Genomic DNA, 24447 nt, shown 5'->3' with positions numbered 1-24447 from the left:
ATCACTCGAACCGCGGCTCTTCGTCGAACTCTTCGGCGAGGCGCTTGAGTGCTGCCTTGACGGCCAGATCTTCGTTCGGAAAAGGTTGATCCAGCACTTCGAGCGGCGGGAAGCCGAGAATGGTTGCGCGTGACATATATCCGTCTTCGTCTTCGCAGGTCTGGACCTCGAAGTTGCGCTCGCCAATCCAACCGCTCTTGTAAACCTTCCATTCCATGACATGACTCCTGGAGCGGCCGCCTGCCGGCCGCCCGGTGAGGGGCGCACCCCGGCGCTGGCATGCGGGCAGGCCGCGCCAGCGCGCGCCGTGCTTCAGGGTTTCTTCACGCCGCCCTGCTGCTGCAGCTGGGCGGCGGCGCGTACCAGGGCCTCGGTCACCATCTCGGAGAGCAACGGCGCCGACAACTGCATCATGTCGGCGCCCACGCTGTTGCCGCGTTCGGCGAACTTGCCGGCATCCGGTGAGTCGGTGCCCTTGGCGGCGATCGACTTGAGCTCGGCGGTACTGAAATGGCGGGTGTAGGCCTGCGCCAGATTGGCGTCCCACGCGGGCTGATATTTGGGTTCGAGCGCGTTGAGCTGCTCGACGACGGCCGCCTGCGCGCGGTCGGGGCCCGCGGCCTTGACCAGATTCGCGTAGGTGTCGGTGCGGGCGGCGGCGGCGAACGCCATGACTTTCATGCCGGCGCCGAGCTTGTGCTTGGCCACGAGGGTCTTGGCCGAGCCCAGATCGCCGGCGGCCTGCGCCCGTGGCGCGATGCCCGCGCCGAGCGCGGCCGCCAGGGCCAGCGCGGCCCAGGCCGATGAGAACGCGGGGAAACGGCGGAATCCTTGCCTTGCTGCTGCACGACCGACCGATACGACCATGTTGCACCTCTTCGACAGGAGTGGCCCGCGGGGCGGGATGACCCACTGTACACCGCGCGCCGGCCCTCGTTAAGCCTGCCGCGGCGACATGGCTTCAAGCCGTCAGCAGGAACGCGATGCCCGGTGTCACCAGCACGTTGGCCAGGCCGGCCAACACCATCACGAGCCCGGCGATCGAGCCTTCATCGGCGGCGAGCTCGCGCGCCTTGGCCACGCCGGCGCCGTGCGCGCCCATGCCGAACAACGCGCCGCGCGCGAGCGATGAGCGCAGCGGCAGCGCGCGCCGCACGACCTGGCCCATGGCCGCGCCGCAGACGCCGGTCAGGATCACGAACACGGCCGTGAGATCGGGGATGCCGCCCAGATTGCCGGACACCGTCATGGCGAACGGCGTGGCGACGGACCGGGGCACGAGGCTCAGGCGCACGTCGTCGGGCAGGTGCAGCCAACTCGCCAGCAGCCAGGCCGAGAAGCCCGCGATGGTGCTGCCGACCACCACGCCCACCAGCAGGATGGGCCAGTAGCGGCGGATCAGCGCACGCTCTTGATACAGCGGCAGCGCGAACGACACGATCACCGGACTGAGCATCGCCATCAGCCAGTGGCTGCCGCTCATGTAGTCGCGGTAGCCCGCGTGCAGCCAGACGGCCAGCGCGAGCAGCAGCGCCGGCGCCAGCACCAGCGTCGATGTCCACCAATAGCCCAGCCGCCGGTACACGGTGCGCGCGCAAAGGTAGGCCAGCACCGTCGCGACCGGCCAGAAGAACAGGCTCAGGTCAGGATGCATGGCGGTTCATCCAGCGATAGCAGAGGTCGATCACCAGCGCCGTGCTGCCCATGACCAGCAAGGTGCCCAGCACGATGATCGCGGCGATCTTCAGGCCCAACAGACCGAGCAGCTCGCCGTGGTCGAGCAGGCACATCACGGCCGGCACGAAGAACAGCAGCATTTCGGCCAGCAGCCAGCTGGCGCCACGGCGGATGTGCGTGGGGCGCAACCACCCCGTGCCGAGCAGCACGAGCACGAGCGCCAGACCGATCACACCCCCGGGGATGGGCAGGGCCAGCGCGGTCGCGGCCCACTGGCCCGCCGCGGCGAAGACCGCGATCAGGCCGATCTGCAGCGCACGGCTGCGGCGCCACGCGCTGCGCGCCAGAATCCGATGACGGGACAACTTCACAACAAAAACTCCAGACAATGCGTGCTGGCCGGTTTCTATGCCGGCATGGAAAGCGCCGCAGCCCCTGTTGTACGCCTGTGGGCGGCATAGATAAAATGAATTCTCAGAATCCGAGCCATTCAAAATTGGAATAGCCGGGAATCAGCCCCTCACTCAAGGTTTGCCTCATGGATCTGCGCGCCCTCAGAGCCTTTGTCGAAGTGGTCAAGCAAGGCGGTTTCTCGCAGGCCGCCCGCGCGATCCATGCCACGCAGCCCACGGTGAGCAAGGCCGTGCGCCAGCTCGAGGACGAGATCGGCATGCCGCTACTGGACCGTCAGGCCCAGCCGCCCCGCCTCACGCCGGCCGGCGAGATCGTGTACGGCCGCGCACAGACGATGCTGACCGGACGCGACGACCTGATCGCGGAGCTGCAGGAGCTGCGCGGGCTGCGGCGCGGCACCTTGCGTCTGGGCCTGCCCACGCTGGGCAGCAATCTGCTGTTCGCGCCGCTGTTCGCGCGCTTTCGCCGCCGCTATCCGGGCGTGGAGATCCATCTGTCGGAGCACGGCAGCCGCCGTCTCGAAGACATGGTGAGCAGCGGCGACATCGAGCTCGGCGCGACAATCGCGCCCATTCCGCCGCAATTTGCCTTTCAGGCCGTGGCGCGCGAGCCCATGGTGGTGCTGCTGCCGCCCGACCACCCGCTCGCCCGCAGCCGGCGTCTGCGTCTCGCGCAGCTGCGCGACACGCCTTTCATCCTGTTCGAGTCGGGCTTCGCGCTCAACCATGTGCTGCTCGCCGCCTGCGAGCGCGCCGGCTTCACGCCCACGGTGGCCGCGCGCAGCGGCCAGACGGACTTCATCAGCGCGCTGGTCGCGTCGGGCATGGGAGTGGGCTTTCTGCCGCAGCTCGTGGCGCGCGAACGGCGCCAGCCCGGCGTGCGGCAGGTGCCGCTCGATCCGCGCGATGCGCTATGGGAGATGATGCTGATCTGGCGCGCGGAAGGCTATCTGTCGCACGCCGCCCAGGCCTGGCTCACGCTCGCGCGCGAGGTGTACGGCGAAGGCAGCGGCGCCGCCGCGTCAGCCTGAGTGTCGATCGGATGTGCCGCTCAGTGCGCGATAAAAGGCTCCAGCTCGCGCCACGGCCCTTGCGCGCGGTGTTCCGCGATAGCGGCGTCGGAGATCGCCATCACAGCACTCCCGCCAGTGCCTCTTCCCACATTGCCACGCGAGGTACGGCCCATTCGCTGCGGACATGCGCATACAGCGATTGCGCCTCTTCGAGGTTGACGCCCGCCTCGTAGCTTGCGCAACCGATGATCTCGGGCTGCAGCTCGACATACATGCTCGCAATCAATTCCTTGCCAAGGGCGCTGATCGCGAGGCCATGCAACGTGCCGGCACGCAGCGCGTCCCGCACGTCCGCCGCCGTCAGAATCGCACCATACGGCGCGTTCAGATGCGCCGCGATCATCTGGAGATAGCCTTGGGGCAAAGGCATGGCAATGGGTCCCGGACTCGATGAGTCATTCTGGCCCTGACGCTGCGCTTATGCGATACGCACATCGCAAAGCGGGGTGCCTGCCCTCGTGCCGGTGACGGGGCGGGCGATGCCATGGCCGCGCTTTCCATGGCCGGACCGACGCGGTAAAAAGAGCTGCCGCGCCACGTTCGGCGCCTCACCCGTCCGTCGCCCTCATCATGTCCCACGTTGCTCTGCACTACGCGCCCGTCTCGCTCGATGACCTCCCCGCGCTGGCCGAGCTGCGCGTGGCGGCGATGCGGGAGAGTCTGGAGGCGCTGGGCCGTTTCGACCCGGAGCGCGCGCGCCGGCGGCTGATCGAGGGCTTCGTGCCCGAGTATGCGCGCCACATCGAAACGCCGGCCGAACGCATCGGCTTTTATGTGCTGCAACCCGAAGACGACGCGCTGCACCTCAAGCACTTCTATCTGTGGCCGCGACACTGCGGCCAGGGGCATGGCCGCAGCGTGATGCAGGCGTTGCAGGCACAGGCGCGGATGGCGGGTTTGCCGCTGCGCCTGAACGCCCTGCGCGGCAGCCGGGCCAATGCCTTCTATCTCGCATGCGGCTTCGTCGAAGAACACGCCGACGCCCTGGACGTGTACTACGGCTGGCGCGCCGGCTGAGGCCTCACGCGGCCTGGCCAAGGGCAACGCCGGGCCGGGAGGCCCGGCGCCTCACACCGCCGCGGCGAGCGCAGCCCCCCGCATGCCCCGCGCTCAGAAGTCGACCGACGCCGACAGCATGAACGTACGCGGCGCCCCCTGCGAGATCGTGCTGTACGACGCCACGCCGGACCAGTAGCCTCGATTGAACACGTTGGCCACCGTGGCGCGCAGCGTCACGTCGCGATCCTGCACGCGCAGGCGGTAGCGTGCACCGACGTCGACCGTGGTCCACGACGGCACCGACTGCGTATTCGCCTGGTTCACGTACTCCTGCCCCGTGTACACCACGTTGCCCAGCAGCGTCAGCCCTTGCACCCAGGGCAGATCCCATTGCGCGCCCAGGCTCGCCATGCGGCGCGGCACGCCGACCGGGCGGTTGCCCTGCGTCAGCGGATTGCTGGTGCGCGTGAGCTCGGCGTCGAGCCAGGTCACGCCGCCCAGCAGGCGCACGCCCGGCGCGACTTCGCCCATCACGTTGAGCTCCAGGCCGCGGTTGCGCTGCTCGCTGTCGGCGGCATACACGCCGTTGCTGAGCTGGCCGCTGGGCTTGCTCAGGTTGAACGCCGACAGGCTGACCACGGCATCGTCGAAGTCGACCTTGATGCCGACCTCGCGTTGACGCGACTTATAAGGCGCGAAGACCTCGCCCGCATTACTGGCGGTGGCGGGCGCGATATCGCCCTTGCTCAGGCCTTCGATGTAGTTCGCATACAGCGACACATTGCTCCAGGGCTTGAGCACCAGACCCGCCAGCGGCGTCGTCGCGCTTTTCTCGTAATGCACCGTGCGCGCGCCGGTCGCCGCGAAATTGCTCGACTCGATGCGCTGATGACGCAGCCCCAGCGTGAGCTGCACGCGATCGTCGAGCACGCCGAGCGTGTCGGCCAGGGCAATGCCGCCCAGCTGCGACGACGACACCTTCGGCACTAGCGCAGGAGCCGCGATCGACTGGCGCGGCCGGCTGATCGGCTCGTAGATATTGGAAAAGACCGGCGTGCCCGCGCGGCTGGCCTGTGCCACCTGGTCGTCGTACAGCGAACCCTGCACCGACAGGTTATGGCTCACTGGCCCGGTGTCGAAGCGCGCGCGGGCACCGGCGTTGTAGGTTGCCCGATCCACCTCGAACTTGAAGTAGCTGGGCGTGGCCACGGTATCGCCGCGCGCGCTGAAGATCTGCGGCGTCTGGTCGCTCAGGCGCGCGATATCGATCGTGGAGCCGCCGGCATCGGCGAACACGGTCAACGCGTCGGTCACGTCGTACTCCAGCCGCAACAGCGCCGATTGGCTGTCCGACGTCCACCAGCCCCACGGCTGCGTGACGTTGCGGCGGCCGTCCGGCGCCTCGGGCACCTGCAGGCCGCCCGCCACCAGCATCGGCCGCGTCGGCGCGTCGATCTTTTCGTTCTGCAAGATGACGTCGAGCGTGGCGCGCAGGCGCGCACCACGGTAATCCAGGGCAAGCGCCCCCAGGTCGGTGCGGGAACGCTGATTGTCCAGCGGCGTGGCGCCCTGCCGGTGCATGCCGTTCAGCCGCACGCCCCATTCGCGGTCGTCGCCGAAACGCCGGCTCAGATCGACCCGGCCGCCCCACTGCCCTTGCGACAGGTAGTCGGCGGTCACGCGGCTCAGATCGTCCGGCAACGAGCGCTTGGGCACCATGTTGACCACACCGCCCACGCCGCTGTTGGGCGACATGCCGTACAGCAGCGCGCCGGGGCCCTTGAGCACGTCGACGCGCTCGATGTAGTCGGTGAAGACGTGATAGTTGGGCGCGATGCCATAGACGCCGTCGAACGCGATCTCGCCGAGATTGCCTTCGCCGATCGGAAAGCCGCGGATATAGAACGAATCGGTGATGCCGCCGATCTGGCCGGTGAAGCGTACCGAGGGGTCGGCATTGAGCGCCTCGCCCAGCGTGGTGGCCTGCCGATCGGCCAGCATCTGGGCCGTGTAGGTGGTCTGGTTGAACGGCGTGTCCATCACGTCGCGATTGCCCAGCAGGCCCACCCGGCCGCCCCGCGCGGCCTGCGCGCCGGTGAAGAGCTCGGGCAGCGCGCCGGGCGTACTGCCCGCCACGGTCACCGTCGGCAGGACGGCCGCCTCGCCTTCGCGTGGCACGGGCCGCAGCGTGTAGCCCGAACCCGAAGGCGCGAGCACGAAACCGCTGCCCGCCAGCAGCGCGGCAAAGCCGTCCTGCACCCCGTACACGCCGTCCAGCCCGGCGCTGCGCCGCCCCGCGACGACGGCGGGATCGAACGACAGCGGCGTGCCGGTCGCCGCGGCGAACCGCGCCAGGGCCTGGCCCAGCGATCCGGCGGGCACGTGGTAGGCCTGGCGCGCCGCGGGCGCGGCCGTTGTCTGGGCCTGAACCCCGGGGGTCAGGGCAGTGGCGATAGCGAGCGCGAGCAGACTCGAACGCAGGGCGTCCAGGGGAAATACAGCGGCAGGGCCTTTCATGGTGCGCGATCCGTCAGCAGAGAATCCGTGGGAAATCGGCGCGCGCGCCAGACGCGCGCAGCCGGTGATTTCCTTGCATACCGGACGAGATCGAAAAAAGGCTCACGCGCCGCGCACGGGTCGCACCGTCACCCAGTAGGGGGTGATGCGCACCACCCGCAGCGGCAGCGTCTGTGCGAGCAGGGCCAGGCTCGCGTCGGTATCGCGCAACGGGAACGCACCGGACACCGGCAGGTCCGCGATCGCCGGATCGCAGCGCAGGACGCCGGGGCGGTAGCGCGCCAGCTCGGCCACCACCTCGCCTAACGGGCGGTCGTGCACCGCCAGCATGCCGCGCGTCCAGGCCGCTGCCGCCTCGTCGGCAGCCGCTACGCGGCCGGCGCCGGTGTCATCCAGATCCAGCGCCTCGCCGGCCTGCAACACATGCGGCGCGCCCTGCGTCGGGCTGACTTCCACAGCCCCGTCGAACACCGCCACCCAGGTCCTGGCGCCATCGCCGCGCACCGTGAACCGGGTGCCCAGCGCCCGCAGCCTGCCCTGCGCGGTGCGCACCACGAAGGGCCGACCCGCGGGGTCCGGCGCGGTCTGGATCATGATTTCGCCGGCACGCAGCCAGAGCAGGCGTTCGTCGGGCCCATAACGCACGTCGAGCGCGGTGGCCGTGCCCAGCACCAGCTCGGTACCGTCGGTGAGCGCCACGCTGCGGATCTCGCCGGTCGCGGTGCGCAGATCGGCGGACCACGCCTGCCACGGCACCAGCCGGCTGCCCGCCCACCCGGCGGGCGCCGCCACGGCGAGCCACGCCAGACCGCGCAGCAGCCGGCGCCGCTCCGAGCGCAGCCGCGCCGCGTCGCGCAGCACCGGTGCGGGCACTTGCTCGAACTGCGCCAGCAGGCCCTGCGCGCGGCTCCAGGCCTGCGCATGCGCGGGGTCGGCGGCGCGCCACGCCTCGAACGCACGCGCCTGCTCGCCATGCAATTCGCCGCATTGCAGTTGCACCAGCCATTCGGCGGCCTGACGCAGCACGGCATCCGACACGCCGGCCGCCGCGCTCATGCGACCGCCAGGCAGGCGACGAAGCCCGTCTGCATATGACGTTTGACGGTGGCCAGCGACACCGATAAACGGCTGGCGATGGCTTCGTACTTGAGCCCGTCGAACTGCGCGAGCAGGAAGATCTCGCGCGTGCGCGCCGGCAAGGCTTCGAGCGCGGCGTCGATACGAATCAGGGTTTCGAGAATGAGTGCGCGGCACTCCGGCGACGGCGCCTGCGGCGCCGGCAGGGCCGCCAAGGCATCGAGGTACGCGCGTTCGACGGTCTGACGGCGCCAATGGTCGACCATCAGGCCCTTGGCGATGTGCACCAGCAGCGCGCGCGACCCGCCGGACGCATCGCCGCCACGCACCTCTTCCTGTGTCGCACGGCGGCGGGCCTGCAGCACCCTGACGAACGTGTCCTGCGCGAGGTCGGCCGCGTCACCGGCGTTGCCCAGCTTGCCGCGCAGCCAGCCGGCCAACCAGCCGTGGTGCTCGCGATAAAGCCGGTCGATCTCATGAGACGGGGAGGAACTGACAGGGGAAGCTGGGCCGTGCATGGAGGTCCCGCAGCAGGCTCGGACGCCCGCAGTCATCAAGAATGGTTCGCATTCTACGTTAACTCCGACGGGGCGTGACCCGCATCAAACGGGGACGCTGACGAACGCGCCGGCTCAGTCCTCGCGCGCGATCCCGAGCCGGCGGGCCAGCTTGTGCAGATTGCTGGGATCCACGCCGAGTTGGCGCGCGGCGCGGCTCCAGTTGCCCTCGTGCGCGGCAAGCGCTTCCCGGACGCACGCGCGCTCGCACGCCTCGACCGCGTCGCGCAGCCGCACGGCAGGCGCGCCCGAAGTCGCTGGCGCCGTGACGCCGTCCGGCACCACGCGGGCGGGCGGCGCGGCCTGCCCCATGCCATCCAGATCGAACAGCTCCGCCTCGAGCGTGACGATCTCGTTGCGGCCGGTGCCCCGGCTCACGCGCTTGAGCGCGGCGCGGCTGATCTCGTGTTCGAGCTCGCGCACGTTGCCCGGCCACGCGTAGCGGCGCAAGGCCTGCTCGGCATCGTGCGACAGGCGCAGTGCGCGCAATCCGAGCCGGGCGCGGTTCAGTTCAAGAAAGCGGCCGGCCAGCAGCAGCACGTCGCCCCCGCGCTCGCGCAGCGGCGGAATCGCGATCGGATAGACCGAGAGCCGGTGGTAGAGATCGGCGCGAAACGTGCCATCGCGCACGTGCTCGCGCAGATTGCGATTGGTGGCCGCGATCACGCGCACGTCGACCTGACGCGGCACGTCCGATCCCAGCCGCTGGATTTCGCCGTTCTGCAGCGTGCGCAGAAGCTTGGCCTGGATCGCCAGCGGCAGTTCGCCCACCTCATCGAGAAACAGCGTGCCGCCGTGCGCCGCCTCGAAGCGGCCGGGCCGCTCGCTGCTCGCGCCCGAGAAGGCGCCCTTGGCATGACCGAACAATTCGCTTTCGGCCAGCGACTCGGGCAGCGCGGCGCAATTGACATGGATGAGCGGCTTGGCGCGCCGGCGCGAGAGCCGATGCAGCCGGTGCGCGAACAGCTCCTTGCCCACGCCCGTCTCGCCCAGCAACAGCACCGGCAGCTCCGAATCCGCGACCACCGCGATCTCGTGCAGCAACGCGGTGATGGCCTCGCTCGCACCGATGATTTCCTCGTCGCCGCGCACGATATGCAGCGCGGGCTCCTTGGCGCGGGCCAGGCGCAGCGCACGAATCTCTTCTTCGAGGCGGCTGACGCGCAGCGCGGCCTCGACGGCGGGCAGCAGCGCTTCGAGCTCCTCGCGCGCGCCGGGCGCGAACGCGCCGGCATCGAGGGCGTCGAGCGTGAGCGCGCCGGCCAGCCGGCCCTCGACGTACAGACTCGCGCCCATGCAATCGTGGACCGAGAGCGGCTCGCCCTCGTGATGCTCGATCAGACCATCGTAGGGATCGGGCAGACCGCTATCGGCCGGAAAGCGCGTCACGCCCTGCTGCGCCAGGATCGCGGAAAGGCGGGGGTGCTGCGCCACGACGAACCGGCGGCCGAGCGCGTCGTCGGCCAGGCCATCGACCGCGAGTGGCTTGAGATGTTCGCCCTCGAGGCGCAGCAGGGCACAGGCCCCGGCGCGAAAGTGCGCCCGCAGGCTCACCACCAGCCGTTGCAGGCGCACGCCCGGCGGCAGGTCGGCCACGAAATCGGCCAGGAGCAGTTCGGTCATCATGGTTGGGTTCACCCGGATTGGCAGGCACCATGCCTCGATCGGGTCAATATAACCCTGCATGGTGAAAAACACCCGAACCAGACCGGGTAAAAAACACCCTGCATCGAACTAAGCCATTGATTTCATGGCGATCGTGAACTGGCACGGATTTCGCTTTGTTCAAGGTATCCCCTCACCAAGGAGCACACCATGAGCATGCAAGACCGATCGCTGGGCGAACTGGCCCGCCGCATTCCAGGCGCCACCCGCGTGTTTCACGACTACAAGCTCGACTTCTGCTGCGGCGGCAAGCACACGCTGCGCGAAGCCGCCCACACCCTGGGCGTGGATGCCGGCGTCATCGAGGCGCGCCTGCAGGCGCTGGCGGAAACGCCGCCGCCGCAACACGACTGGAGCCGCGCGAGCGCCTCGGAGCTGATCGACTACATCCTGGTGCGCTTTCACGACAAGCATCGCGAGCAGTTGCCCGAGCTGATCCGGCTGGCCCGCCGTGTGGAAGAAGTCCACGGCGACCGGCCCGAATGCCCGGTCGGCCTGGCCGACCTGCTGCGCGACATGCAGCAGGAGCTCGAAAGCCACATGCAGAAAGAGGAACAGGTGCTGTTCCCCATGCTCTCGCGCGGCATGGGCATCATGGCCGGCGCGCCGATCGCCGTGATGCGCATGGAGCACGACGATTGCGGCGAGGAGCTGCGCCGCATGGAGGCGCTGACCGACGGCATCACGCTGCCGCGCGCCGCCTGCAACACCTGGCGCGCGCTGTATCTCGGCCTGCGCGCCTTCCGCGAAGACCTGATGGAACACATTCATCTGGAGAACAACGTGCTGTTCGAGAACGCGCTGCAGCCGGCCACGCAGGCCGCGCACTGAGCGAGCCCGTGACCGGCGGGTGCGCGGCGCCGGCAACGGCGGCCGCGCACCGAGACCCGCGTGCCGGCACACGCACCGCACGCGACAGATAACCAGGGCGCGCCTGGCGCGCCCGCCCTCGAAGGAACGATCATGCTGTCCCCTCTCCCGTTCGATGACGTCACGCCGCGCTGCCTGCACACGGCGGGCCTGCTTCCCGACCTGCCTTCGACGCAGGATCTGCGCCAGGTCGAAGCGCTGGTGCACGAGCGACGGCGCGTGGAGAAAGGCCAGGCGCTGTATCGCACGGGCGACCCGATGAACGAGGTGTACGTCGTGCGCATCGGCACCTTCAAGACGCACCTTTCCACGTCGGAGGGACACGCCCAGGTCATGGGCTTTCATCTGCCGGGCGAATTGTTGGGGCTGGACGGGTTGGCCGATCTGCATCACACCGCGGATACCACGGCGCTCGAAGACAGCGAGGTGTGCGTGATCCGGCTGGCCGACCTGCAGGCGCTCGCGACGGAGATGCCCGCCCTGCAACTGCGCTTTCTGCGCGCGCTGGGCAAGGAGCTGACGCAGGACCAGACCATGATGGTGCGCCTGGGATCGATGCGCGCGGAGGAGCGGCTGGCCGCCTTTCTGATCGACCTGTCGCAACGCATGGAAGCGCGCGGCTACTCGGCCTCGGAATTCAACATGCGCATGACGCGCGAGGATATCGGCAGCTATCTGGGCCTGACGCTCGAGACGGTGAGCCGCCTGTTCTCGCGCCTGGCGGACGCCGGCCTGCTGGCGATTCGCCAGCGGCACGTGAAGCTGCTGGATCTGGCGGCCATGCGCCGGCTGTATCACGCGGATTGCCACTGAAACCCGCGCAGCCTTGAGCGCACGAGGCGGCCCTGAAGGCACCGCACTGCGTCATGCGCCCAAACGGGCGGACAGGCGATCCCTCGCCCATCCGCCGATTCAACGAGGCCTCAACGGCCGACCGCGTACGCCTGCATCAGGCGCGGCGTGGCGGCCGCATGGAGCAGGCCGTCGGGATCGCGGCTGGCCGCGGTGAGGCGGCCGACGGTCCATTCGGGTACCTCTTCGATGTGGTGCCCGCGCGCGCGCAGATCCGCGATCACGTCGGCCCCGAACGAGCTCTCCACGGCCAGATGGCCGGGCTTGCGGTCGCGCGGATAGAACGAGGTCGGGAAGTGCATCGTGTGCGACATCGGCAGGTCGATGGCCTCCTGCAGATTCAGGCCGTGGTGGACGTGGCGCAGGAACAGCTGCAACTGCCATTGCTCCTGCTGATCGCCGCCCGGCGTGCCGAACACCATGTAGGGCGCGCCATCGCGCAACGCGAGCGACGGCGTGAGCGTGGTGCGCGGACGCTTGCCCGGCGCCAGCGTGCACGGCAGATCGGGCACCAGCCAGAACATCTGCGCACGCGTGTTCAGGCCGAAGCCCAGGCCCGGGATCACCGGCGACGACTGGAACCAGCCCCCCGACGGCGTGGCGGACACCATATTGCCCCAACGGTCGATCACGTCGACGTGCGTCGTGTCGCCGCGCTTGGCGGAGGCGCGCATGTCGGCCATGGTCGGCTCGTTCGAGGCCGCACCGATCTGCGTTACCTTGGACAGCCGCGCCAGGGTATCCATCACGCGCGCCACCTGCGCCTCGAAGCCGGGCACGATGCCGGGCTGCAATGCGTGCGACGCCGTCTCGCCCAGCAGCGCGCGCCGCTCGGCGTTGTACGCATCGGAAAGCAGCGCCTCGAGCGGCACGTCGACGAAGGCCGGGTCGCCGTAGTAAGCCTCGCGATCGGCGAACGCCAGCTTCATGGCCTCGGTGACGCGATGCACGAACTCGGCACTGGCCGGGCCCGTCGCGCCGAGATCGGTGCCTTTGAGAAGCGCCAGCGTCTGCAGAAATACCGGCCCCTGGCTCCAGGCGCCGGCCTTGGCGACGGTGTAGCCGTGATAGTCGTACGTGAGCGGCGTTTCGTAGGTGGCGGACCAGCCCGCCATGTCGGCGGCCGTGAGCACACCGCGGTGCGCGCGCCCGCTTTCGTCCATGACCTCGGTGTTGCGCGCGTAGCGATCGATTTCTTCGGCGACAAAGCCGCGGTAGAAGGCATCGCGCGCGGCATCGATCTGGCGCTCGCGGTCGCCTCCCACCGCCTCGGCCTCGCTCAGCACGCGCCGCCAGGTCTGCGCCAGCCGCGGATTGCGGAACAGCTTGCGCGCCTCGGGCACCGCGCCCCCCGGCAGATAGACCTCGGCGGTCGTGGGCCAGTGCGCCTCGAAGAAATCCTTGAGGCTCGCGATGGTGTTGCTGATGCGCGGCATCAGCGCGTGACCATGTTCCGCGTAATAGATCGCCGGCTCGAGCGCGTCACGCACGCTGAGCGTGCCGTGGTCGCGCAGCATCAGCATCCAGGCATCGAACGCGCCCGGAATCACGGCCGGCAACAGGCCGTTGCCGGGGATAAGGTCCAGCCCGAGCGACTGGTAATGCGCCAACGTGGCGCCCGCCGGCGTGGGACCCTGGCCGCACAGCATCTCGGTGCGGCCCGTGCGGACCGAATGGAACACGATGGGCACTTCACCCGCCGGCCCCACCAGGTGGGGCTCGACGACCTGCAGCACGAAGCCGGCCGCCACGGCCGCGTCGAACGCGTTGCCGCCGCGTTCGAGCAGGCTCATGCCGGCCTGGCTCGCGAGCCAGTGCGTGGACGTGACCACGCCGAAGGTGCCCAGGATTTCCGGCCGCGTGGTGAACATGCGATGTCCGGACTGGATCGTCATTTTTTGGCCACCTTCACATCCTTCAGGCGGATCAGGCCGTCGGGATACGCGACGAAACCCTCGACCTTCTTCTGCACGCCGAACACCCACGGCAGGTAGTAGAGGTAGATCTGCGGACGCTCGACGGTCATCTTCTGGAGCACCTGCGAATACAGCGCGCGGCGCTTGCCTTCGTCGGAGATCGAGCGCGCCTCGTCGAGCAGCTTGTCGATCTCGGGATCGCAGAAGCGGCCGTCGTTCAGGTTGCCCTTGCAGCTGACGTACTGATGGATGTTGCCGCTCGGGTCCACGCGGCCCGACCAGCCGGTCTGGCCCACTTCGAAATCACCGCGCGACAGCGCCGACTGCAGCGCCGCGAATTCGAGCGGACGCAGCGAGATGTCGAAACCGGCCTCGGCCGCCATGGCCTGGATCAGCTCGTACACCTGTTGCATGGTGGTGTTGTTGCCGTAGGTGAGCTCGAACTTCACGCGCTCGAAACCCGCCTCTTTCAGCAGCGCCTGCGCCTTCTTGGGATCGCGGCCGGCATGCTCCACGCTCTTGTCATAGGCAAAGCTGGCCGGCGGGAAAGGCTGGTGCGCGGGCTGGAACATGCCCTCGCCCACCACCTGGTTGATAACATCGCGATCGATGGCCAGCTCCAGCGCCTGGCGCACGCGCTTGTCTTTGGCCAGCGGCGTGCTGGCACGATCGCCGTTGCCGATGTTGACGGCAAACGACTGGAAGCCCAGGCCGGTGACGGCGGCGAGCGTGAGGTTGCGGTCTTCTTTCACCGCCTTGGCATCGCTGGGCGCGATGCGTTCGACGATGTCGAGCCCGCCCGAGCGCAGGTTGTTCAGGCGCACCGTGGCGTCGGGGATCGGGGTGAACACCACGCGATCGAAGTGATAGCTGCCGGCGTCCCAATACTTGGGGAATTTCTCGAGCACGATGCGGTCGTTCTGCACGCGCTCCTTGAACTGGTACGGACCCGAACACACCGGCTTGCTGCCGGGGTCTTTGTCGAACGACGCGGGCGAGATCATCATGCCGGCGCGGTCGGACAGTTGCGAGAGCAACGAAGCATCCGGCGCCTTGAGCGTGAGCACCACGGTCCGCGCATCGGGCGCGGCCACGCTCGCCACGCTGGACAGCTCGCTCTTGCGGTTGCTGTCGGGCAGGCTGATCGCGCGCTCGAGGTTGGCCTTCACGGAGGCGGCATCGACGGGCGTGCCGTCGTGGTAGAGCGCGTTGGCGCGCAGCTTGAACGTGAGCGTCTTGCCGTCGGCGCCGGTTTCCCAGGACTCGGCCAGCTGCGGCACGAACTTCAGGTCGGGCGTGATGTCGACCAGGCGGTCGCAGAGCGACGCGAAGACGATACGGCCCACGAAGGTGCGGGCGCGGGCCGGGTCGAGCACGTCGGGATCGTCCTGCAGGCCGATACGAAGCGTGGATTGGGCCGCGGCGAGGCCGCTGGCCAGCATGCCGGCCGTGGCCAGCGCGATGCAGAGTTTGCGCATGTGGTGGTTCCCCCGAATATTTCAGTTTGGGCGTGCCGCGCATCCAGGCCGCGCGGCCAGGGCCGTAATCTCATCACATTTGCGCCGGACCCGCCAGCGGCGTGCGCAGCGGCGCGCGCAGCGGGCGAGCGGCGGGCGCGGTTTGAGCCCCTGACGCGATGCGGTTACGCTGGACATTCCCCCCGGCTTTGTCCATGCCATGACCGACCACGCCCCCGCCCTTCTGATCGACCGCCTCGGCCTGCAGCCGCACCCCGAGGGTGGCCACTTCCGCGAGACTTACCGCGCCGCCGCTCGGGTGACGCGGACCGATGGCGAAGTGCGCGATGCCTCCACGGCCATTCTGTATCTGCTCAGCGACGGCGCCTGGTCGGCCTGGCACCGCATCCATAGCGACGAAATCTGGCATTTCCATGCGGGGCACGGCCTGCTGGTGCACGTGCTGGGCGCCGACGGCGCGCTGACCACGCATCGTCTGGGCAATCCGCTGGATCGGCCGGACGCCGTGTTCCAGGCCATGGTGCCGGGTGGCTGCTGGTTCGCGGCGGAACTGGCGCCAAACGCGCCGGACGCCTCGGCTGCCTATGCGTTGGCGGGCTGCACGGTCGCCCCGGGGTTCGAGTTCAGCGAGTTCGAGCTGGCCGATCCCGCGGCGCTGGCGCGGGCTCACCCGGAACACGCGGCGCTGATTCACCGGCTGGCGCCGCGCGGCTGAACCGCCCCCCCGAAAGCGGCCACGCCGCCACGCGGCGCCGGAGGATTCAGGCCGGACGCCCGACCTGCAGCAGGCACGCCTTGAGCGCCTCGATGGTGCGCAGATCCTGGTCCGCGCGCCGGCAGACGAGCGCGATCTGCCGATGCGGCGCACGCTTGCCGAGCGAGAGCACCCGCACCGGATGCACGTTCATCAGGTTCGGTCCGATCTCGGGCAGGATGGAAGCGCCCAGGCCCGCCGACACCAGCGCGGTGATGGCCGCCAGCGACTGCAGATCGATGCGGCAGCGGGCGTGCGGCGCATGCTCGGCCACCACGCGCGCGGCCAGCCGCCCGCCGACCGTGCTCTTGTCGAAACGAATCCATTCGTGCCTGGCGAAGAGCTCGTCCAGGCGCGTCTCCCGGGCATCGGGCGGCGCGATGGCGACCAGCGTTTCGCGGTAGAGCGGCGTCCAGGCCAGCCGGCTCGAACCGCCGTGTTCGGGCCGCACCACCACGGCCGCATCCAGCTGTCCCCCGCGCAACTGCTCCGTGAGGTCGGCCACGCGCCCACGGATCGGACGCACGTCCAGCTGCGGGTACTGAGCGCGCACCCGCAGCAGAAGCGCGGGCAGCAGGGTGACTTGCAGCGGCTCGATGATGCCGAGCCGCAGCGCCCCTTCGACGGCGGGCGTGTGGCGCTGCCGCAGCACCGCCAGCCGGCCCAGCGGATCCTTGAACAGCGCGTTCACCTCATGGGCCAGCGCGGTGGGCCGGACCTGCAGCGCCGACCGGTCGAACAAGGCCTGCCCCAGATGCGACTCGAGCTGCTTCATTTGCAGGCTGACGGCACTGGGCGACAGATTCATTGCGCTGGCCGCCGCCGCGAAACTGCCGCCGCGCAGGACGGCGTCGAGCGTATGAAAGCATTCGATCTTCATGAGATTTTTCAACCAATCGATTGAGGAAACATCACTGGCCCTCATGCTAGCCCAGTCATAGCATGGTCCGCACATCACAAGACGACGCGTCGCCGACCGGCGGCGCGAATCGCCACATCGGACGGAGACACGCATGAATCGCCCCCTGCCTCAACGAGGCGCGGCATTGGCCGCGCTCGCCCTCACCGCCTGCGCCGTGCTGGCCGGCCCGACCGCCCACGCCCAGGGCCCGGCGGTTCCGAAGCAGATCACCATGGTCGTGCCGTTCCCACCCGGCGGCAGCAACGACGTGTTCGCGCGCGTGGTGGCCGAAGGCCTGGGCAGCAAGCTGAACACCACCGTGGTGGTCGAGAATCGCCCCGGCGCGGGCGGCGCGATCGGCTCCGAGTTCGTTGCGCGGGCACCGGCCGACGGTTCGGTGCTCATGCTGTCGTCGTCCACGCTCACGACCAACGCCGCGGTGCAGCCGCACCTCAAATATCAGGTGCCGCAGAGCTTCGCGCCGGTGGCGGCCCTGGCCGACAGCCCCATGGCGGTGGTGGTGGCCGCGGACTCGCCGCATCGCAGCCTGAAAGACCTGCTCGACGCCGCGCGCAAAGAGCCCGGCAAACTCAACTATGGCAGCGCGGGACTCGGCTCCGTCAATCAGATGGCGAGCGAGATGCTGGCGGGCGCGGCCGGCGTGCAGTTCACGCACGTGCCCTACAAAGGCATGTCGCCCGCGATGAACGATCTGGCGGGCGGACGGGTGGATTTCGTGATCGCGAGCTTCACCTCGGTGTCGGCCATGCTGCGCGGCCAGCGCATCCGCGTGCTGGCCGTGACCTCGCCCAAGCGTTCGCCGTTCTATCCCGATCTGCCCACCGTGGCCGAGACCGTGCCGGACTACGCCGTGCAGCTGTGGTGGGGCGTGCTCGCGCCGGCGCAGACGCCCCCTGCCCTGCTCGAGGTCTACAACCAGGCCGTGCGCAGCGTCACGTCGGGTCCGAAACTCAAGCAGATGTTCGCCGAAGAAAGCGCCGTGGCGCTCGACTACGACGTCGCACGCTTCACCCAGCTCGTCGCGAGCGATGCGCGCAAGTGGACGGTGCTGGCCCGCGAACGCAACATCACCGCGCAATAAAGGAGCCGCCATGCGCAGCAAGCTGTTCGTGCCGGGCTCCCGCCCGGCCTTATTCGACAAGGCCATGGCCGGCGCGGCCGATGCGCTGTCGTTCGACCTCGAAGACGCCGTGGTGCCCGCCAGCAAAGACATGGCCCGCGCCGCGGTGGCCGAATGGCTTGCGCGGCAGCCGGCGCGGCCGGCCAAGACGCTGATCGTGCGCATCAACGCCATGGACACGCCCTGGTGGCAGGACGATCTCCGGGCCGTGATGCAACCGGCACTCGGCATGGTCAATCTGCCCAAAGCGGAGAGTGTCGAACAGGTGGCCGCGTTCGGGGCCGCCCTCGAAGCGGCGGAACGGGCCGCCGGGATCACGTCGGGTCCCGGCATTCTGCTGAACATCGAGTCGGCGCGCGCGCTGCGCCTGGCCGCGGACCTCGCGCAGGCCCATCCGCGCGTGCGCGGGCTGCAGCTCGGTCTGGGCGATCTGTTCGAACCCCTGGGCATCGCGCGCCGTGAAACCGCGGCGCTCAGCATCGTGATGCTGCAACTCGCGCTGGCCGCCGGCGAAGCCGGCATCGCGGCCTACGACGGCGCCTTTGCCGACATCGCCGACACCGCGGGCTATACCGACGAAGCCGCCTTGGCACGCCGGCTGGGCCTGGCCGGAAAGAGCTGCATCCACCCCAGCCAGGTCGAGCTGGCCAATGCCGCGTTTCGCCCGTCGGATGCCGAGATCGCGCATGCCGAGCGCGTGCTCGCGGCGCTGCCCGCCGCCGAGACCGCGGGCGCCGGCGCCTTCGTAGTGGACGGCAAGATGATCGACGCGCCCTTCATCCGGCGTGCCGAGCAGATCATGGCGCTGGCGCGCCGGCTGGGCCTGCGCCCGCAGGAGGCGGCATGAGCGCCACGCCGCGGGCACGCGGCCCGCTCGCCGGCATCCGCGTCCTGGATCTGAGCGCCTACATCGCCGGCCCCTACGGCTGCGCGCTGCTGGCGGACCAGGGCGCCGACGTGATCAAGATCGAGCCGCCCGATGGCGACAATCTGCGCAAGTATCCCTCGACCCTGCCCAGCGAGAGCCGTGCGTTTCTGGGCGTGAACCGGGGCAAGCGTGGCTTGGTGCTCGATCTCAAGCGGCCCGGTGCGCAGGCCGTGCTCGGCATGCTGCTGCGGGACGCCGACGTGTTGGTGCACAACCTCCGGCCGGGCGTACCCGAGCGCCTGGGCATCGGCTACGAACAGCTGCAGCCCGCGCACCCGCATCTCGTGTACTGCGCCGTAACGGGCTATGGCGAGGACGGTCCGCTCAAGGACAAGGCGGGCTACGACCAGGTGCTGCAGACCCTCACCGGCATGGCGACGATGCAGGCGCCCGCCGGCGCGGCGCCGCAGCTGCTGTACGGCTCCGTGGTGGACTACTACGCGTCGGCCCTGGTCGCCGCGGGCGTGGCCAGTGCGCTGGTCGAGCGCGCCACGAGCGGAGCCGGCCAGTATGTGGGCGTCTCGTTGCTGCGCAGTGCGCTGGCGCTGCAGTCGGCGCGGCTGGTCTGGGCCGACGACGAGCCGCGCGAGGTGGGCCGCGACATGCGCTCCGGCGGCATCACCGGCATCCACCCCACGGCGGAGGGCTATCTGTATCTATCGGCCAACACGCCGCACTTCTGGATGGCCCTGTGCGAACGCACCGGCCTGCAGGCCCTGGCCCAGGATCCGCGCTACGACAGCGTGCGCAAGCGCGCCCAGCATCAGGACGAGATCGTGCCGCGCCTGCGCGAGGCGCTGGCCCGCAAGACGGCGCGCGAGTGGGAGATCTGTTTCGGCGACGAGGTGCCCTGCGCGGCCGCGCGCACGGTCGAAGACATGTTCGACTTCGAGCAGGTGCAAGCCGAAGGCCTCATCACCGAGTACGAGCATCCGCGCGCGGGCCGCTATCGCGGCTTCCAGCATGCGGTGAAGTTCGGCCGCAGCGGCATGCCCGGGCCCACCGCCGCGCCGCTGCTCGGCGAGCACAGCGACGCGCTGTTGCAGGAGATGGGGCTCAGCGCGGACGACATCGCGTCGTTGCGCGAATCAGGCGCGCTGGGTTGAACGCCGCCCGCCAGGCCTACTTCAGCAGCCGCGCCTGCATGCTGTTGTCGGCCAGGCGTTGCGCCTGTTCCCGGGTCATGCCGGCGTGTTCGTGCAGGGCCAGGAAGTTCTCCGTCACGTAGCCGCCGAAATACGACGGGTCGTCGGAGTTGACCGTCACCATCACACCCTGTTCGAGCAGCTCGAGGATGTTGTGGTCGGACATGTGCTCGAAGACCTTGAGCCGCGTGTTCGACAGAGGACAGACGGTGAGCGGCATCTGTGTATCGATCAGATGCTGGATCAGGCGCGGATCCTCTGACGCCCGCACGCCATGGTCGATGCGGCTGACCTTGAGCAGATCGAGCGCTTCCCAGATGTACTCGGGCGGGCCTTCCTCGCCGGCGTGCGCGACGGCCGGAAAGCCCTCGGCGCGCGCCCGCGCGAACACCCGTTCGAACAGGCGCGGCGGGAAGCCCTTCTCGCTGCTGTCCAGGCCCACCGCGATGAAGGCATCGCGATACGGCAGCGCCTGCTCGAAGGTGCGCATGGCGGCCTCTTCGGGCAGGTGGCGCAGAAAACTGAGGATCAGGCCGCTCTGCACGCCCAGCTGTCGGCGGCCATCGGCCAAGGCCTGGCCGATGCCGTTGATCACGACCTCGAACGGCACGCCGCGGTCGGTGTGCGTCTGCGGATCGAAGAACGGCTCGGTGTGCACCACATTCTGTTCGGCGCACTTTTGCAGATACGCCCAGGTCAGGTCATAGAAGTCCTGTTCGGTCTGCAGCACCTGCGCGCCCTGGTAGTACAGATCCAGGAATTCCTGCAGATCGCGGTAATCGTAGGCCGCGCGCAGGCTGTCAATGTCGGGCCAGGGCAGCGTGATGCCGTTGCGCTGGGCCAGCGCGAACAGCAACTCGGGCTCGAGCGAGCCCTCGAGGTGCATGTGCAATTCGGCCTTGGGCAGGCGGTTGAGCCAGTCGTACATGAGAAATTCCGCGAAATCAGGAGATCGCGCCATTTTACGTCCCGCCCTCGGGCCGGCCGCGGCGAGGTCGGCGGGGCCTCCGGGAGGCGCCGCAGAGTACTACTCGAGCCAAGCCATTCATTCTCTTATCGAGATGATAACTTTATCTTTGATCTTCATTTGAGATTGAGTGGTAAGCTTGGCGTTCCACACCGACCGGGCGACCACGGGCCCCGCACTGCCATGGAACTGGCCGAACTCGATATCTTTCTGACCGTGGCGCGCGAGCAGAGCGTCACGCGTGCCGCCGGCGCGCTCGGCCGCGCGCAATCCAACATCACCACGCGCATCCAGCAGCTCGAAGCCGCGCTCGGCTGCACCCTCTTCACGCGCGACAACCGCCGCATGCAGCTCACGCCCGCGGGCGAACGGCTGCTGCCCTATGCGCAACGCCTGAGCGCGCTCGCCCAGGAAACCCGTCAGGTCATGCGCGACGACACGCCCACCGGGCCGCTGCGCCTGGGTGCCATGGAGGCCGCGGCCGCGAGCCGCCTGCCGGGTCCGCTGGCGCGCTTTCATGCGCAATGGCCCGAGGTGGCCCTGTCGCTGCGCGGCGGCACCACCGGCGCGCTGATCGCGGCGGTGCTCGGGCACGAGCTCGATTGCGCCGTGGTGGCGCATCCCGGCGAAGGACCGGCCAGCATGCTGTCGCTCGATGCGCTCGCGCAGGGGCTGTCGGGTACCTGGCTCTGGACCGAGAAGCTGATGCTGGTGCTGCCGCCCGGCCATGCGCGCGTGCGCGGGCCCGACGACCTGCGCGTGGGCAGCATGGCCGCCTTCCCGCGCGGCTGCACGTATCGCGCCTGCGCCGAGGACTGGCTGGGCGAGGCCGCCACCCACCTGCGCATGGTCGAGCCGGGCTCCTATCACGCCATGCTGGCCTGCGTGCTGGCCGGCCAGGCCCTGAGCATCATGCCGCAGTCGGTCATCGACCTGTTGCCCGAAGCCGCATCGGCCCGCGTGCAACCGCTACGGCCCGTGCACAGCTACCTCGTGCAGCGCCGCGGCTTCGACACCGCGGCCAGCCGCGCGCTCGTGGAGGTGCTCGGCGTAGCGACGCCCGGCGTGGCGACGCCCGGCGTGGCGACGCCCGGCGCATCGGCGCCCGGCACCGCGACGTCCGCCGTCGCGCGACAGGACACCACACCCTCGCGACGGGCGCCCGCGCGTCGCGCGAACGCCATCCCCTCCCAGGAGACACCCAAATGAACCGCTCGCTCGTGCAACGTTTCGGCCTGAGTCTTCCCCTCATTCAGGCGCCCATGGCGGGCGTCGCGCCGCCCGCGCTGGTGGCGGCGGCCTGCAATGCCGGTGCCCTGGGCTTTCTGGCCGTGGGCGCGATGGACGCCAGCGGCGCACGCCAGGCCATCGAACAGACGCGCGCGCTCACCGATCGCCCGTTCGGCGTGAACGTGTTCTGCCATGCGCCGGCGCAGGCCGACCCGGCGCGCGATGCACGCTGGCTGCAATACCTGCAGCCCCAGTTCGAGAAGTTCGGCGCCGCGCCCCCCGCCGCGCTGCGCGAGATCTATGGCACGTTCGTTACCGACAGCGCCATGCTCGACGTGCTGGTGCAGGCGCGCCCCGCGGCCGTGGGCTTTCATTTCGGCCTGCCCGGCGCGGATCGCATCGCCGCGCTCAAGGAGGCGGGCATTCTGCTGATGGCGAGCGCGACCTCCACCTCCGAGGCCCTGGCGATCGAGGCCGCGGGCGTGGACGTGATCGTGGCGCAGGGCATCGAGGCGGGCGGCCACCGCGGCGTGTTCGATCCGCGTGCCCCCGATGCGCAACTGGAAACCCTCGCGCTGGTGCGCGAGATCCGTGAACAGGTGGCGCTGCCGATCGTGGCGGCCGGCGGCATCATGGACGGGCGCGATATCGCGGCCGCGCTGGCCGCGGGTGCCGAGCTCGCGCAGATGGGCACGGCCTTCGTCGGCTGCCCCGAATCGTCGGCGGACGCCGCCTACCGCAGCGCGCTGGCCCGACCCGACGTACGCACCGTGCTGACCAGCGCCATCTCGGGCCGGCCGGCCCGTGGCATCGCCAATGTCCTGACCGCGCTCGGCGAAGCGCCCGATCGTCCGCCCATCCCCGACTACCCCACCGCCTACGACGCGGGCAAGGCGCTGCATGCGGCCGCCAAGGCGGGCGGCAGCGCCGACTACGCGGCCCAATGGGCCGGCCGCAATGCGGCCCGGGCGCGTGCCCTGCCTGCTGGCGAGCTGATCGCCCAGCTCAAGCAGGAGCTGGAAGCGGCCGCCTGAACGCATTACGCGCCGCGCGCCCCAAAGAAGCAGGCTGCCCGAGGGCAGCCCGTTTTCATATCCCGGGGTGGTGCCGCGCCGAGACGCGTGCGGCGCGGCCCCTGTGCTTTTACTGGCTCGCGTAATGCGGCGACCGCGGGCCGTACAACATGCCGCCGGGGCCTGCGCTCAGCAGGCTGCGATTCGCGATCTCCGCCACGTCATAGCTGCGGTCCTGCAGGTTGTTGGCGACCTGATCGACCACGGCCTGCACCATCATGCCGAGGAGGCTGCCGCTGTTCTGCGACGGCCTCGTGGCGATCTGCTTGCTGCCGTCCCAGAGCCTCGCGCCATTGCGCAGGTCGATCAGGTGCGCATCGATCGCCACCGTGACCGTGCTTTGCACCACCTGATAGCGCGCGCCGTAGTCTTTGACCGTCAGGTACAGCGCGGCGTCGGCACCGAAGATCTCGCGCAGACGTTCGTGTGGGACGGCGTGCGCGTCATCGGCGCTGTCCAGACCGTTCTGCTTGAACGTCTCGTCCATCACGGCAACCGGCACCACGTAGTAGCCCGATTCGGCCAGCGGCCGCGTTGCCAACGACAGCACCGCTGCCGTCGCGGCCGGCTCGACCGAGGCGTTGAGCGGCGGCAGGACGAGGATGGACGCGGGCTTGCTTGCGCGAAAGGCCGTGTAGTCGACATCTTTGTGCTGCGGGCCCACGCAGCCCACAAGCAGGGCCGCGCTCGCCAGCACGATCAGGCGGGAAAAAAGACGCATCATGTCGGGATCCTTATTGGGCGATGGGCGCGGCGGGCGCGGCCTGCGTTTTGGCTGGCGGCATCTCGCGACCGGGCGCACCGGCGCCCGGCGCACCGGCGCCCGACGCAGCTGCGCGCGGCTTCGCATTGCGCATCAGGTACGCCATGAACGGCGCGGCCTCCGGGAAAGCGGCCTGCTCGGCTTCGAGCTGCGCCATGCCCTTGTCCGGGTCGCCCGTCTTGAGATAAAGCAGGCCGAGATGCGCGCGAAAGCCGGGAGGCAAGGTCTGGTTCGACGTGCGCGCCGTTTCGATGTTGCGCTCGAAGGCGGCGATCTGCTCGAGGTAGTCGGCGCCGTCATCCTTGAGATAGGCGTACACGTTGGGTTGATAGGCCTGCCAGGTGTAGAGCGTCTTGGGCTCTTGAGCGCACGCGGCCAGCAGACCCGTGATGATCAGTACCGGGGCGAGACGCGAGCGCCGGGAAATCGTGGGAGAGGTATGCATGACGGG

The 24447-nt window shown here is 69.3% G+C and carries 24 protein-coding genes and 1 pseudogene; 10 read left to right on the top strand and 15 right to left on the bottom strand.

Annotated features, from left to right (window positions below; translation table 11 throughout):
- Nucleotide 1: 1 nt before the first annotated feature.
- From CEK29_RS04190 to CEK29_RS04175, 4 genes are all read right to left on the bottom strand, one after another.
- Nucleotides 2–217: a hypothetical protein gene (locus CEK29_RS04190; RefSeq protein ID WP_094857416.1), complete on the bottom strand. Its 216-nt coding sequence runs from the start codon at nucleotides 215–217 to the stop codon at nucleotides 2–4.
- Between the two features lie 95 nt (nucleotides 218–312).
- Nucleotides 313–867, bottom strand: coding sequence for a hypothetical protein (locus CEK29_RS04185; RefSeq protein WP_094857415.1), 555 nt, complete (start codon nucleotides 865–867; stop codon nucleotides 313–315).
- A gap of 94 nt (nucleotides 868–961) precedes the next feature.
- Nucleotides 962–1654: an LrgB family protein gene (locus CEK29_RS04180; protein WP_094857414.1), complete on the bottom strand. Its 693-nt coding sequence runs from the start codon at nucleotides 1652–1654 to the stop codon at nucleotides 962–964.
- Complete coding sequence (locus CEK29_RS04175; protein WP_094803618.1) at nucleotides 1644–2048, bottom strand: CidA/LrgA family protein; 405 nt, start codon at nucleotides 2046–2048, stop codon at nucleotides 1644–1646. The genes CEK29_RS04180 and CEK29_RS04175 overlap by 11 nt, the downstream gene beginning before the upstream one ends.
- Before the next feature lie 167 nt (nucleotides 2049–2215).
- Between CEK29_RS04175 and CEK29_RS04170 the strand changes: the two genes are divergently transcribed.
- The gene (locus CEK29_RS04170) at nucleotides 2216–3121 is read left to right on the top strand and encodes a LysR family transcriptional regulator (protein WP_094857413.1); all 906 of its coding nucleotides are present in this window, start codon (nucleotides 2216–2218) and stop codon (nucleotides 3119–3121) included.
- A 100-nt stretch (nucleotides 3122–3221) separates the two neighbouring features.
- Here CEK29_RS04170 and CEK29_RS04165 read toward each other — a convergent pair whose 3' ends face one another.
- A complete protein-coding gene (locus tag CEK29_RS04165) occupies nucleotides 3222–3533 on the bottom strand; it encodes a hypothetical protein (RefSeq protein WP_094857412.1) in 312 nt (103 codons plus the stop codon).
- A gap of 200 nt (nucleotides 3534–3733) precedes the next feature.
- Between CEK29_RS04165 and CEK29_RS04160 the strand changes: the two genes are divergently transcribed.
- Entirely contained in the window at nucleotides 3734–4180 is a 447-nt protein-coding gene (locus tag CEK29_RS04160; RefSeq protein ID WP_217903862.1) for a GNAT family N-acetyltransferase, read from the top strand.
- 93 nt (nucleotides 4181–4273) lie between these two features.
- Here CEK29_RS04160 and CEK29_RS04155 read toward each other — a convergent pair whose 3' ends face one another.
- The 4 genes from CEK29_RS04155 to norR all read right to left on the bottom strand — a co-directional run bounded on the left by CEK29_RS04155 (nucleotide 4274) and on the right by norR (nucleotide 9939).
- Nucleotides 4274–6679, bottom strand: a complete 2406-nt coding sequence (locus tag CEK29_RS04155) for a TonB-dependent receptor (protein ID WP_094857411.1) — start codon at nucleotides 6677–6679, stop codon at nucleotides 4274–4276.
- A 102-nt stretch (nucleotides 6680–6781) separates the two neighbouring features.
- The gene (locus CEK29_RS04150) at nucleotides 6782–7735 is read right to left on the bottom strand and encodes a FecR domain-containing protein (protein ID WP_094857410.1); all 954 of its coding nucleotides are present in this window, start codon (nucleotides 7733–7735) and stop codon (nucleotides 6782–6784) included.
- Complete coding sequence (locus tag CEK29_RS04145) at nucleotides 7732–8274, bottom strand: sigma-70 family RNA polymerase sigma factor (RefSeq protein ID WP_094803630.1); 543 nt, start codon at nucleotides 8272–8274, stop codon at nucleotides 7732–7734. Before CEK29_RS04145 ends, CEK29_RS04150 begins: the two co-directional genes overlap by 4 nt.
- A 114-nt stretch (nucleotides 8275–8388) precedes the next feature.
- Nucleotides 8389–9939, bottom strand: a complete 1551-nt coding sequence (norR, locus tag CEK29_RS04140) for a nitric oxide reductase transcriptional regulator NorR (protein WP_094857409.1) — start codon at nucleotides 9937–9939, stop codon at nucleotides 8389–8391.
- A 189-nt stretch (nucleotides 9940–10128) separates the two neighbouring features.
- Here norR and ytfE point away from each other — a divergent pair, with 189 nt between their 5' ends.
- Both ytfE and CEK29_RS04130 read left to right on the top strand, forming a co-directional pair.
- On the top strand, nucleotides 10129–10809 hold the full coding sequence (ytfE, locus tag CEK29_RS04135) for an iron-sulfur cluster repair protein YtfE (RefSeq protein ID WP_094857408.1): 681 nt from the start codon (nucleotides 10129–10131) through the stop codon (nucleotides 10807–10809).
- Between the two features lie 132 nt (nucleotides 10810–10941).
- On the top strand, nucleotides 10942–11661 hold the full coding sequence (locus CEK29_RS04130) for a helix-turn-helix domain-containing protein (protein ID WP_094803636.1): 720 nt from the start codon (nucleotides 10942–10944) through the stop codon (nucleotides 11659–11661).
- Between the two features lie 110 nt (nucleotides 11662–11771).
- On the opposite strand, the gene CEK29_RS04125 is transcribed toward CEK29_RS04130, so the two are convergent.
- Both CEK29_RS04125 and CEK29_RS04120 read right to left on the bottom strand, forming a co-directional pair.
- Complete coding sequence (locus CEK29_RS04125; RefSeq protein ID WP_094803929.1) at nucleotides 11772–13571, bottom strand: gamma-glutamyltransferase family protein; 1800 nt, start codon at nucleotides 13569–13571, stop codon at nucleotides 11772–11774.
- Nucleotides 13572–13591: 20 nt separating this feature from the next.
- Nucleotides 13592–15094: an ABC transporter substrate-binding protein gene (locus CEK29_RS04120; protein WP_094803638.1), complete on the bottom strand. Its 1503-nt coding sequence runs from the start codon at nucleotides 15092–15094 to the stop codon at nucleotides 13592–13594.
- Nucleotides 15095–15293: 199 nt separating this feature from the next.
- On the opposite strand from CEK29_RS04120, the gene CEK29_RS04115 reads away from it, so the two are divergent.
- Complete coding sequence (locus CEK29_RS04115) at nucleotides 15294–15809, top strand: cupin domain-containing protein (protein WP_094803640.1); 516 nt, start codon at nucleotides 15294–15296, stop codon at nucleotides 15807–15809.
- Between the two features lie 46 nt (nucleotides 15810–15855).
- Here the strand turns inward: CEK29_RS04115 and CEK29_RS04110 are convergent, their stop codons facing one another.
- Entirely contained in the window at nucleotides 15856–16728 is an 873-nt protein-coding gene (locus CEK29_RS04110; RefSeq protein WP_094803642.1) for a LysR family transcriptional regulator, read from the bottom strand.
- Between the two features lie 133 nt (nucleotides 16729–16861).
- On the opposite strand from CEK29_RS04110, the gene CEK29_RS04105 reads away from it, so the two are divergent.
- Genes CEK29_RS04105 through CEK29_RS04095 form a run of 3 tightly spaced genes read left to right on the top strand, consistent with a single transcriptional unit; the run spans nucleotide 16862 to nucleotide 19924 of the window.
- Complete coding sequence (locus CEK29_RS04105; RefSeq protein WP_094857407.1) at nucleotides 16862–17851, top strand: tripartite tricarboxylate transporter substrate binding protein; 990 nt, start codon at nucleotides 16862–16864, stop codon at nucleotides 17849–17851.
- Between the two features lie 10 nt (nucleotides 17852–17861).
- Nucleotides 17862–18737: an HpcH/HpaI aldolase/citrate lyase family protein gene (locus CEK29_RS04100; RefSeq protein ID WP_094857406.1), complete on the top strand. Its 876-nt coding sequence runs from the start codon at nucleotides 17862–17864 to the stop codon at nucleotides 18735–18737.
- Nucleotides 18734–19924, top strand: coding sequence for a CaiB/BaiF CoA transferase family protein (locus tag CEK29_RS04095; RefSeq protein ID WP_094857405.1), 1191 nt, complete (start codon nucleotides 18734–18736; stop codon nucleotides 19922–19924). The genes CEK29_RS04100 and CEK29_RS04095 overlap by 4 nt, the downstream gene beginning before the upstream one ends.
- Nucleotides 19925–19940: 16 nt before the next feature.
- Here the strand turns inward: CEK29_RS04095 and CEK29_RS04090 are convergent, their stop codons facing one another.
- Nucleotides 19941–20891, bottom strand: coding sequence for an adenosine deaminase (locus tag CEK29_RS04090; RefSeq protein ID WP_094803650.1), 951 nt, complete (start codon nucleotides 20889–20891; stop codon nucleotides 19941–19943).
- Nucleotides 20892–21113: 222 nt separating this feature from the next.
- Between CEK29_RS04090 and CEK29_RS04085 the strand changes: the two are divergent.
- Together CEK29_RS04085 and CEK29_RS04080 are read left to right on the top strand one after the other, a co-directional pair.
- Nucleotides 21114–21977, top strand: a pseudogene (locus CEK29_RS04085) (LysR family transcriptional regulator); the annotation flags it as partial.
- A gap of 158 nt (nucleotides 21978–22135) precedes the next feature.
- Nucleotides 22136–23194 carry an NAD(P)H-dependent flavin oxidoreductase gene (locus CEK29_RS04080; RefSeq protein ID WP_094857403.1) on the top strand — a complete coding sequence of 353 codons (1059 nt, stop codon included), beginning with the start codon at nucleotides 22136–22138 and terminating at the stop codon, nucleotides 23192–23194.
- A gap of 109 nt (nucleotides 23195–23303) precedes the next feature.
- On the opposite strand, the gene CEK29_RS04075 is transcribed toward CEK29_RS04080, so the two are convergent.
- Entirely contained in the window at nucleotides 23304–23957 is a 654-nt protein-coding gene (locus CEK29_RS04075; protein ID WP_094857402.1) for a DUF799 domain-containing protein, read from the bottom strand.
- Nucleotides 23958–23967: 10 nt separating this feature from the next.
- Nucleotides 23968–24441 (bottom strand): DUF4810 domain-containing protein, encoded by a 474-nt coding sequence (locus CEK29_RS04070; protein ID WP_094857401.1) that lies wholly within the window; start codon nucleotides 24439–24441, stop codon nucleotides 23968–23970.
- Nucleotides 24442–24447: the final 6 nt, after the last annotated feature.

The organism is Bordetella genomosp. 5, assembly GCF_002261475.1.
Taxonomy (GTDB): Bacteria; Pseudomonadota; Gammaproteobacteria; order Burkholderiales; family Burkholderiaceae_B; genus Bordetella.
This window is presented reverse-complemented; position numbering and strand designations above follow the sequence as displayed.

Excerpts from the sequence above, each read along its gene's own strand:
- CEK29_RS04190 (WP_094857416.1), bottom strand. The coding sequence starts at position 217 with ATGGAATGGAAGGTTTACAAGAGCGGTTGGATTGGCGAGCGCAACTTC.
- CEK29_RS04185 (WP_094857415.1), bottom strand. The coding sequence starts at position 867 with ATGGTCGTATCGGTCGGTCGTGCAGCAGCAAGGCAAGGATTCCGCCGT.
- CEK29_RS04180 (WP_094857414.1), bottom strand. The coding sequence starts at position 1,654 with ATGCATCCTGACCTGAGCCTGTTCTTCTGGCCGGTCGCGACGGTGCTG.
- CEK29_RS04170 (WP_094857413.1), top strand. The coding sequence starts at position 2,216 with ATGGATCTGCGCGCCCTCAGAGCCTTTGTCGAAGTGGTCAAGCAAGGC.
- CEK29_RS04165 (WP_094857412.1), bottom strand. The coding sequence starts at position 3,533 with ATGCCTTTGCCCCAAGGCTATCTCCAGATGATCGCGGCGCATCTGAAC.
- CEK29_RS04160 (WP_217903862.1), top strand. The coding sequence starts at position 3,734 with ATGTCCCACGTTGCTCTGCACTACGCGCCCGTCTCGCTCGATGACCTC.
- CEK29_RS04155 (WP_094857411.1), bottom strand. The coding sequence starts at position 6,679 with ATGAAAGGCCCTGCCGCTGTATTTCCCCTGGACGCCCTGCGTTCGAGT.
- CEK29_RS04150 (WP_094857410.1), bottom strand. The coding sequence starts at position 7,735 with ATGAGCGCGGCGGCCGGCGTGTCGGATGCCGTGCTGCGTCAGGCCGCC.
- CEK29_RS04145 (WP_094803630.1), bottom strand. The coding sequence starts at position 8,274 with ATGCACGGCCCAGCTTCCCCTGTCAGTTCCTCCCCGTCTCATGAGATC.
- norR (WP_094857409.1), bottom strand. The coding sequence starts at position 9,939 with ATGATGACCGAACTGCTCCTGGCCGATTTCGTGGCCGACCTGCCGCCG.
- ytfE (WP_094857408.1), top strand. The coding sequence starts at position 10,129 with ATGAGCATGCAAGACCGATCGCTGGGCGAACTGGCCCGCCGCATTCCA.
- CEK29_RS04130 (WP_094803636.1), top strand. The coding sequence starts at position 10,942 with ATGCTGTCCCCTCTCCCGTTCGATGACGTCACGCCGCGCTGCCTGCAC.
- CEK29_RS04125 (WP_094803929.1), bottom strand. The coding sequence starts at position 13,571 with ATGTTCACCACGCGGCCGGAAATCCTGGGCACCTTCGGCGTGGTCACG.
- CEK29_RS04120 (WP_094803638.1), bottom strand. The coding sequence starts at position 15,094 with ATGCGCAAACTCTGCATCGCGCTGGCCACGGCCGGCATGCTGGCCAGC.
- CEK29_RS04115 (WP_094803640.1), top strand. The coding sequence starts at position 15,294 with ATGACCGACCACGCCCCCGCCCTTCTGATCGACCGCCTCGGCCTGCAG.
- CEK29_RS04110 (WP_094803642.1), bottom strand. The coding sequence starts at position 16,728 with ATGAAGATCGAATGCTTTCATACGCTCGACGCCGTCCTGCGCGGCGGC.
- CEK29_RS04105 (WP_094857407.1), top strand. The coding sequence starts at position 16,862 with ATGAATCGCCCCCTGCCTCAACGAGGCGCGGCATTGGCCGCGCTCGCC.
- CEK29_RS04100 (WP_094857406.1), top strand. The coding sequence starts at position 17,862 with ATGCGCAGCAAGCTGTTCGTGCCGGGCTCCCGCCCGGCCTTATTCGAC.
- CEK29_RS04095 (WP_094857405.1), top strand. The coding sequence starts at position 18,734 with ATGAGCGCCACGCCGCGGGCACGCGGCCCGCTCGCCGGCATCCGCGTC.
- CEK29_RS04090 (WP_094803650.1), bottom strand. The coding sequence starts at position 20,891 with ATGTACGACTGGCTCAACCGCCTGCCCAAGGCCGAATTGCACATGCAC.
- CEK29_RS04080 (WP_094857403.1), top strand. The coding sequence starts at position 22,136 with ATGAACCGCTCGCTCGTGCAACGTTTCGGCCTGAGTCTTCCCCTCATT.
- CEK29_RS04075 (WP_094857402.1), bottom strand. The coding sequence starts at position 23,957 with ATGATGCGTCTTTTTTCCCGCCTGATCGTGCTGGCGAGCGCGGCCCTG.
- CEK29_RS04070 (WP_094857401.1), bottom strand. The coding sequence starts at position 24,441 with ATGCATACCTCTCCCACGATTTCCCGGCGCTCGCGTCTCGCCCCGGTA.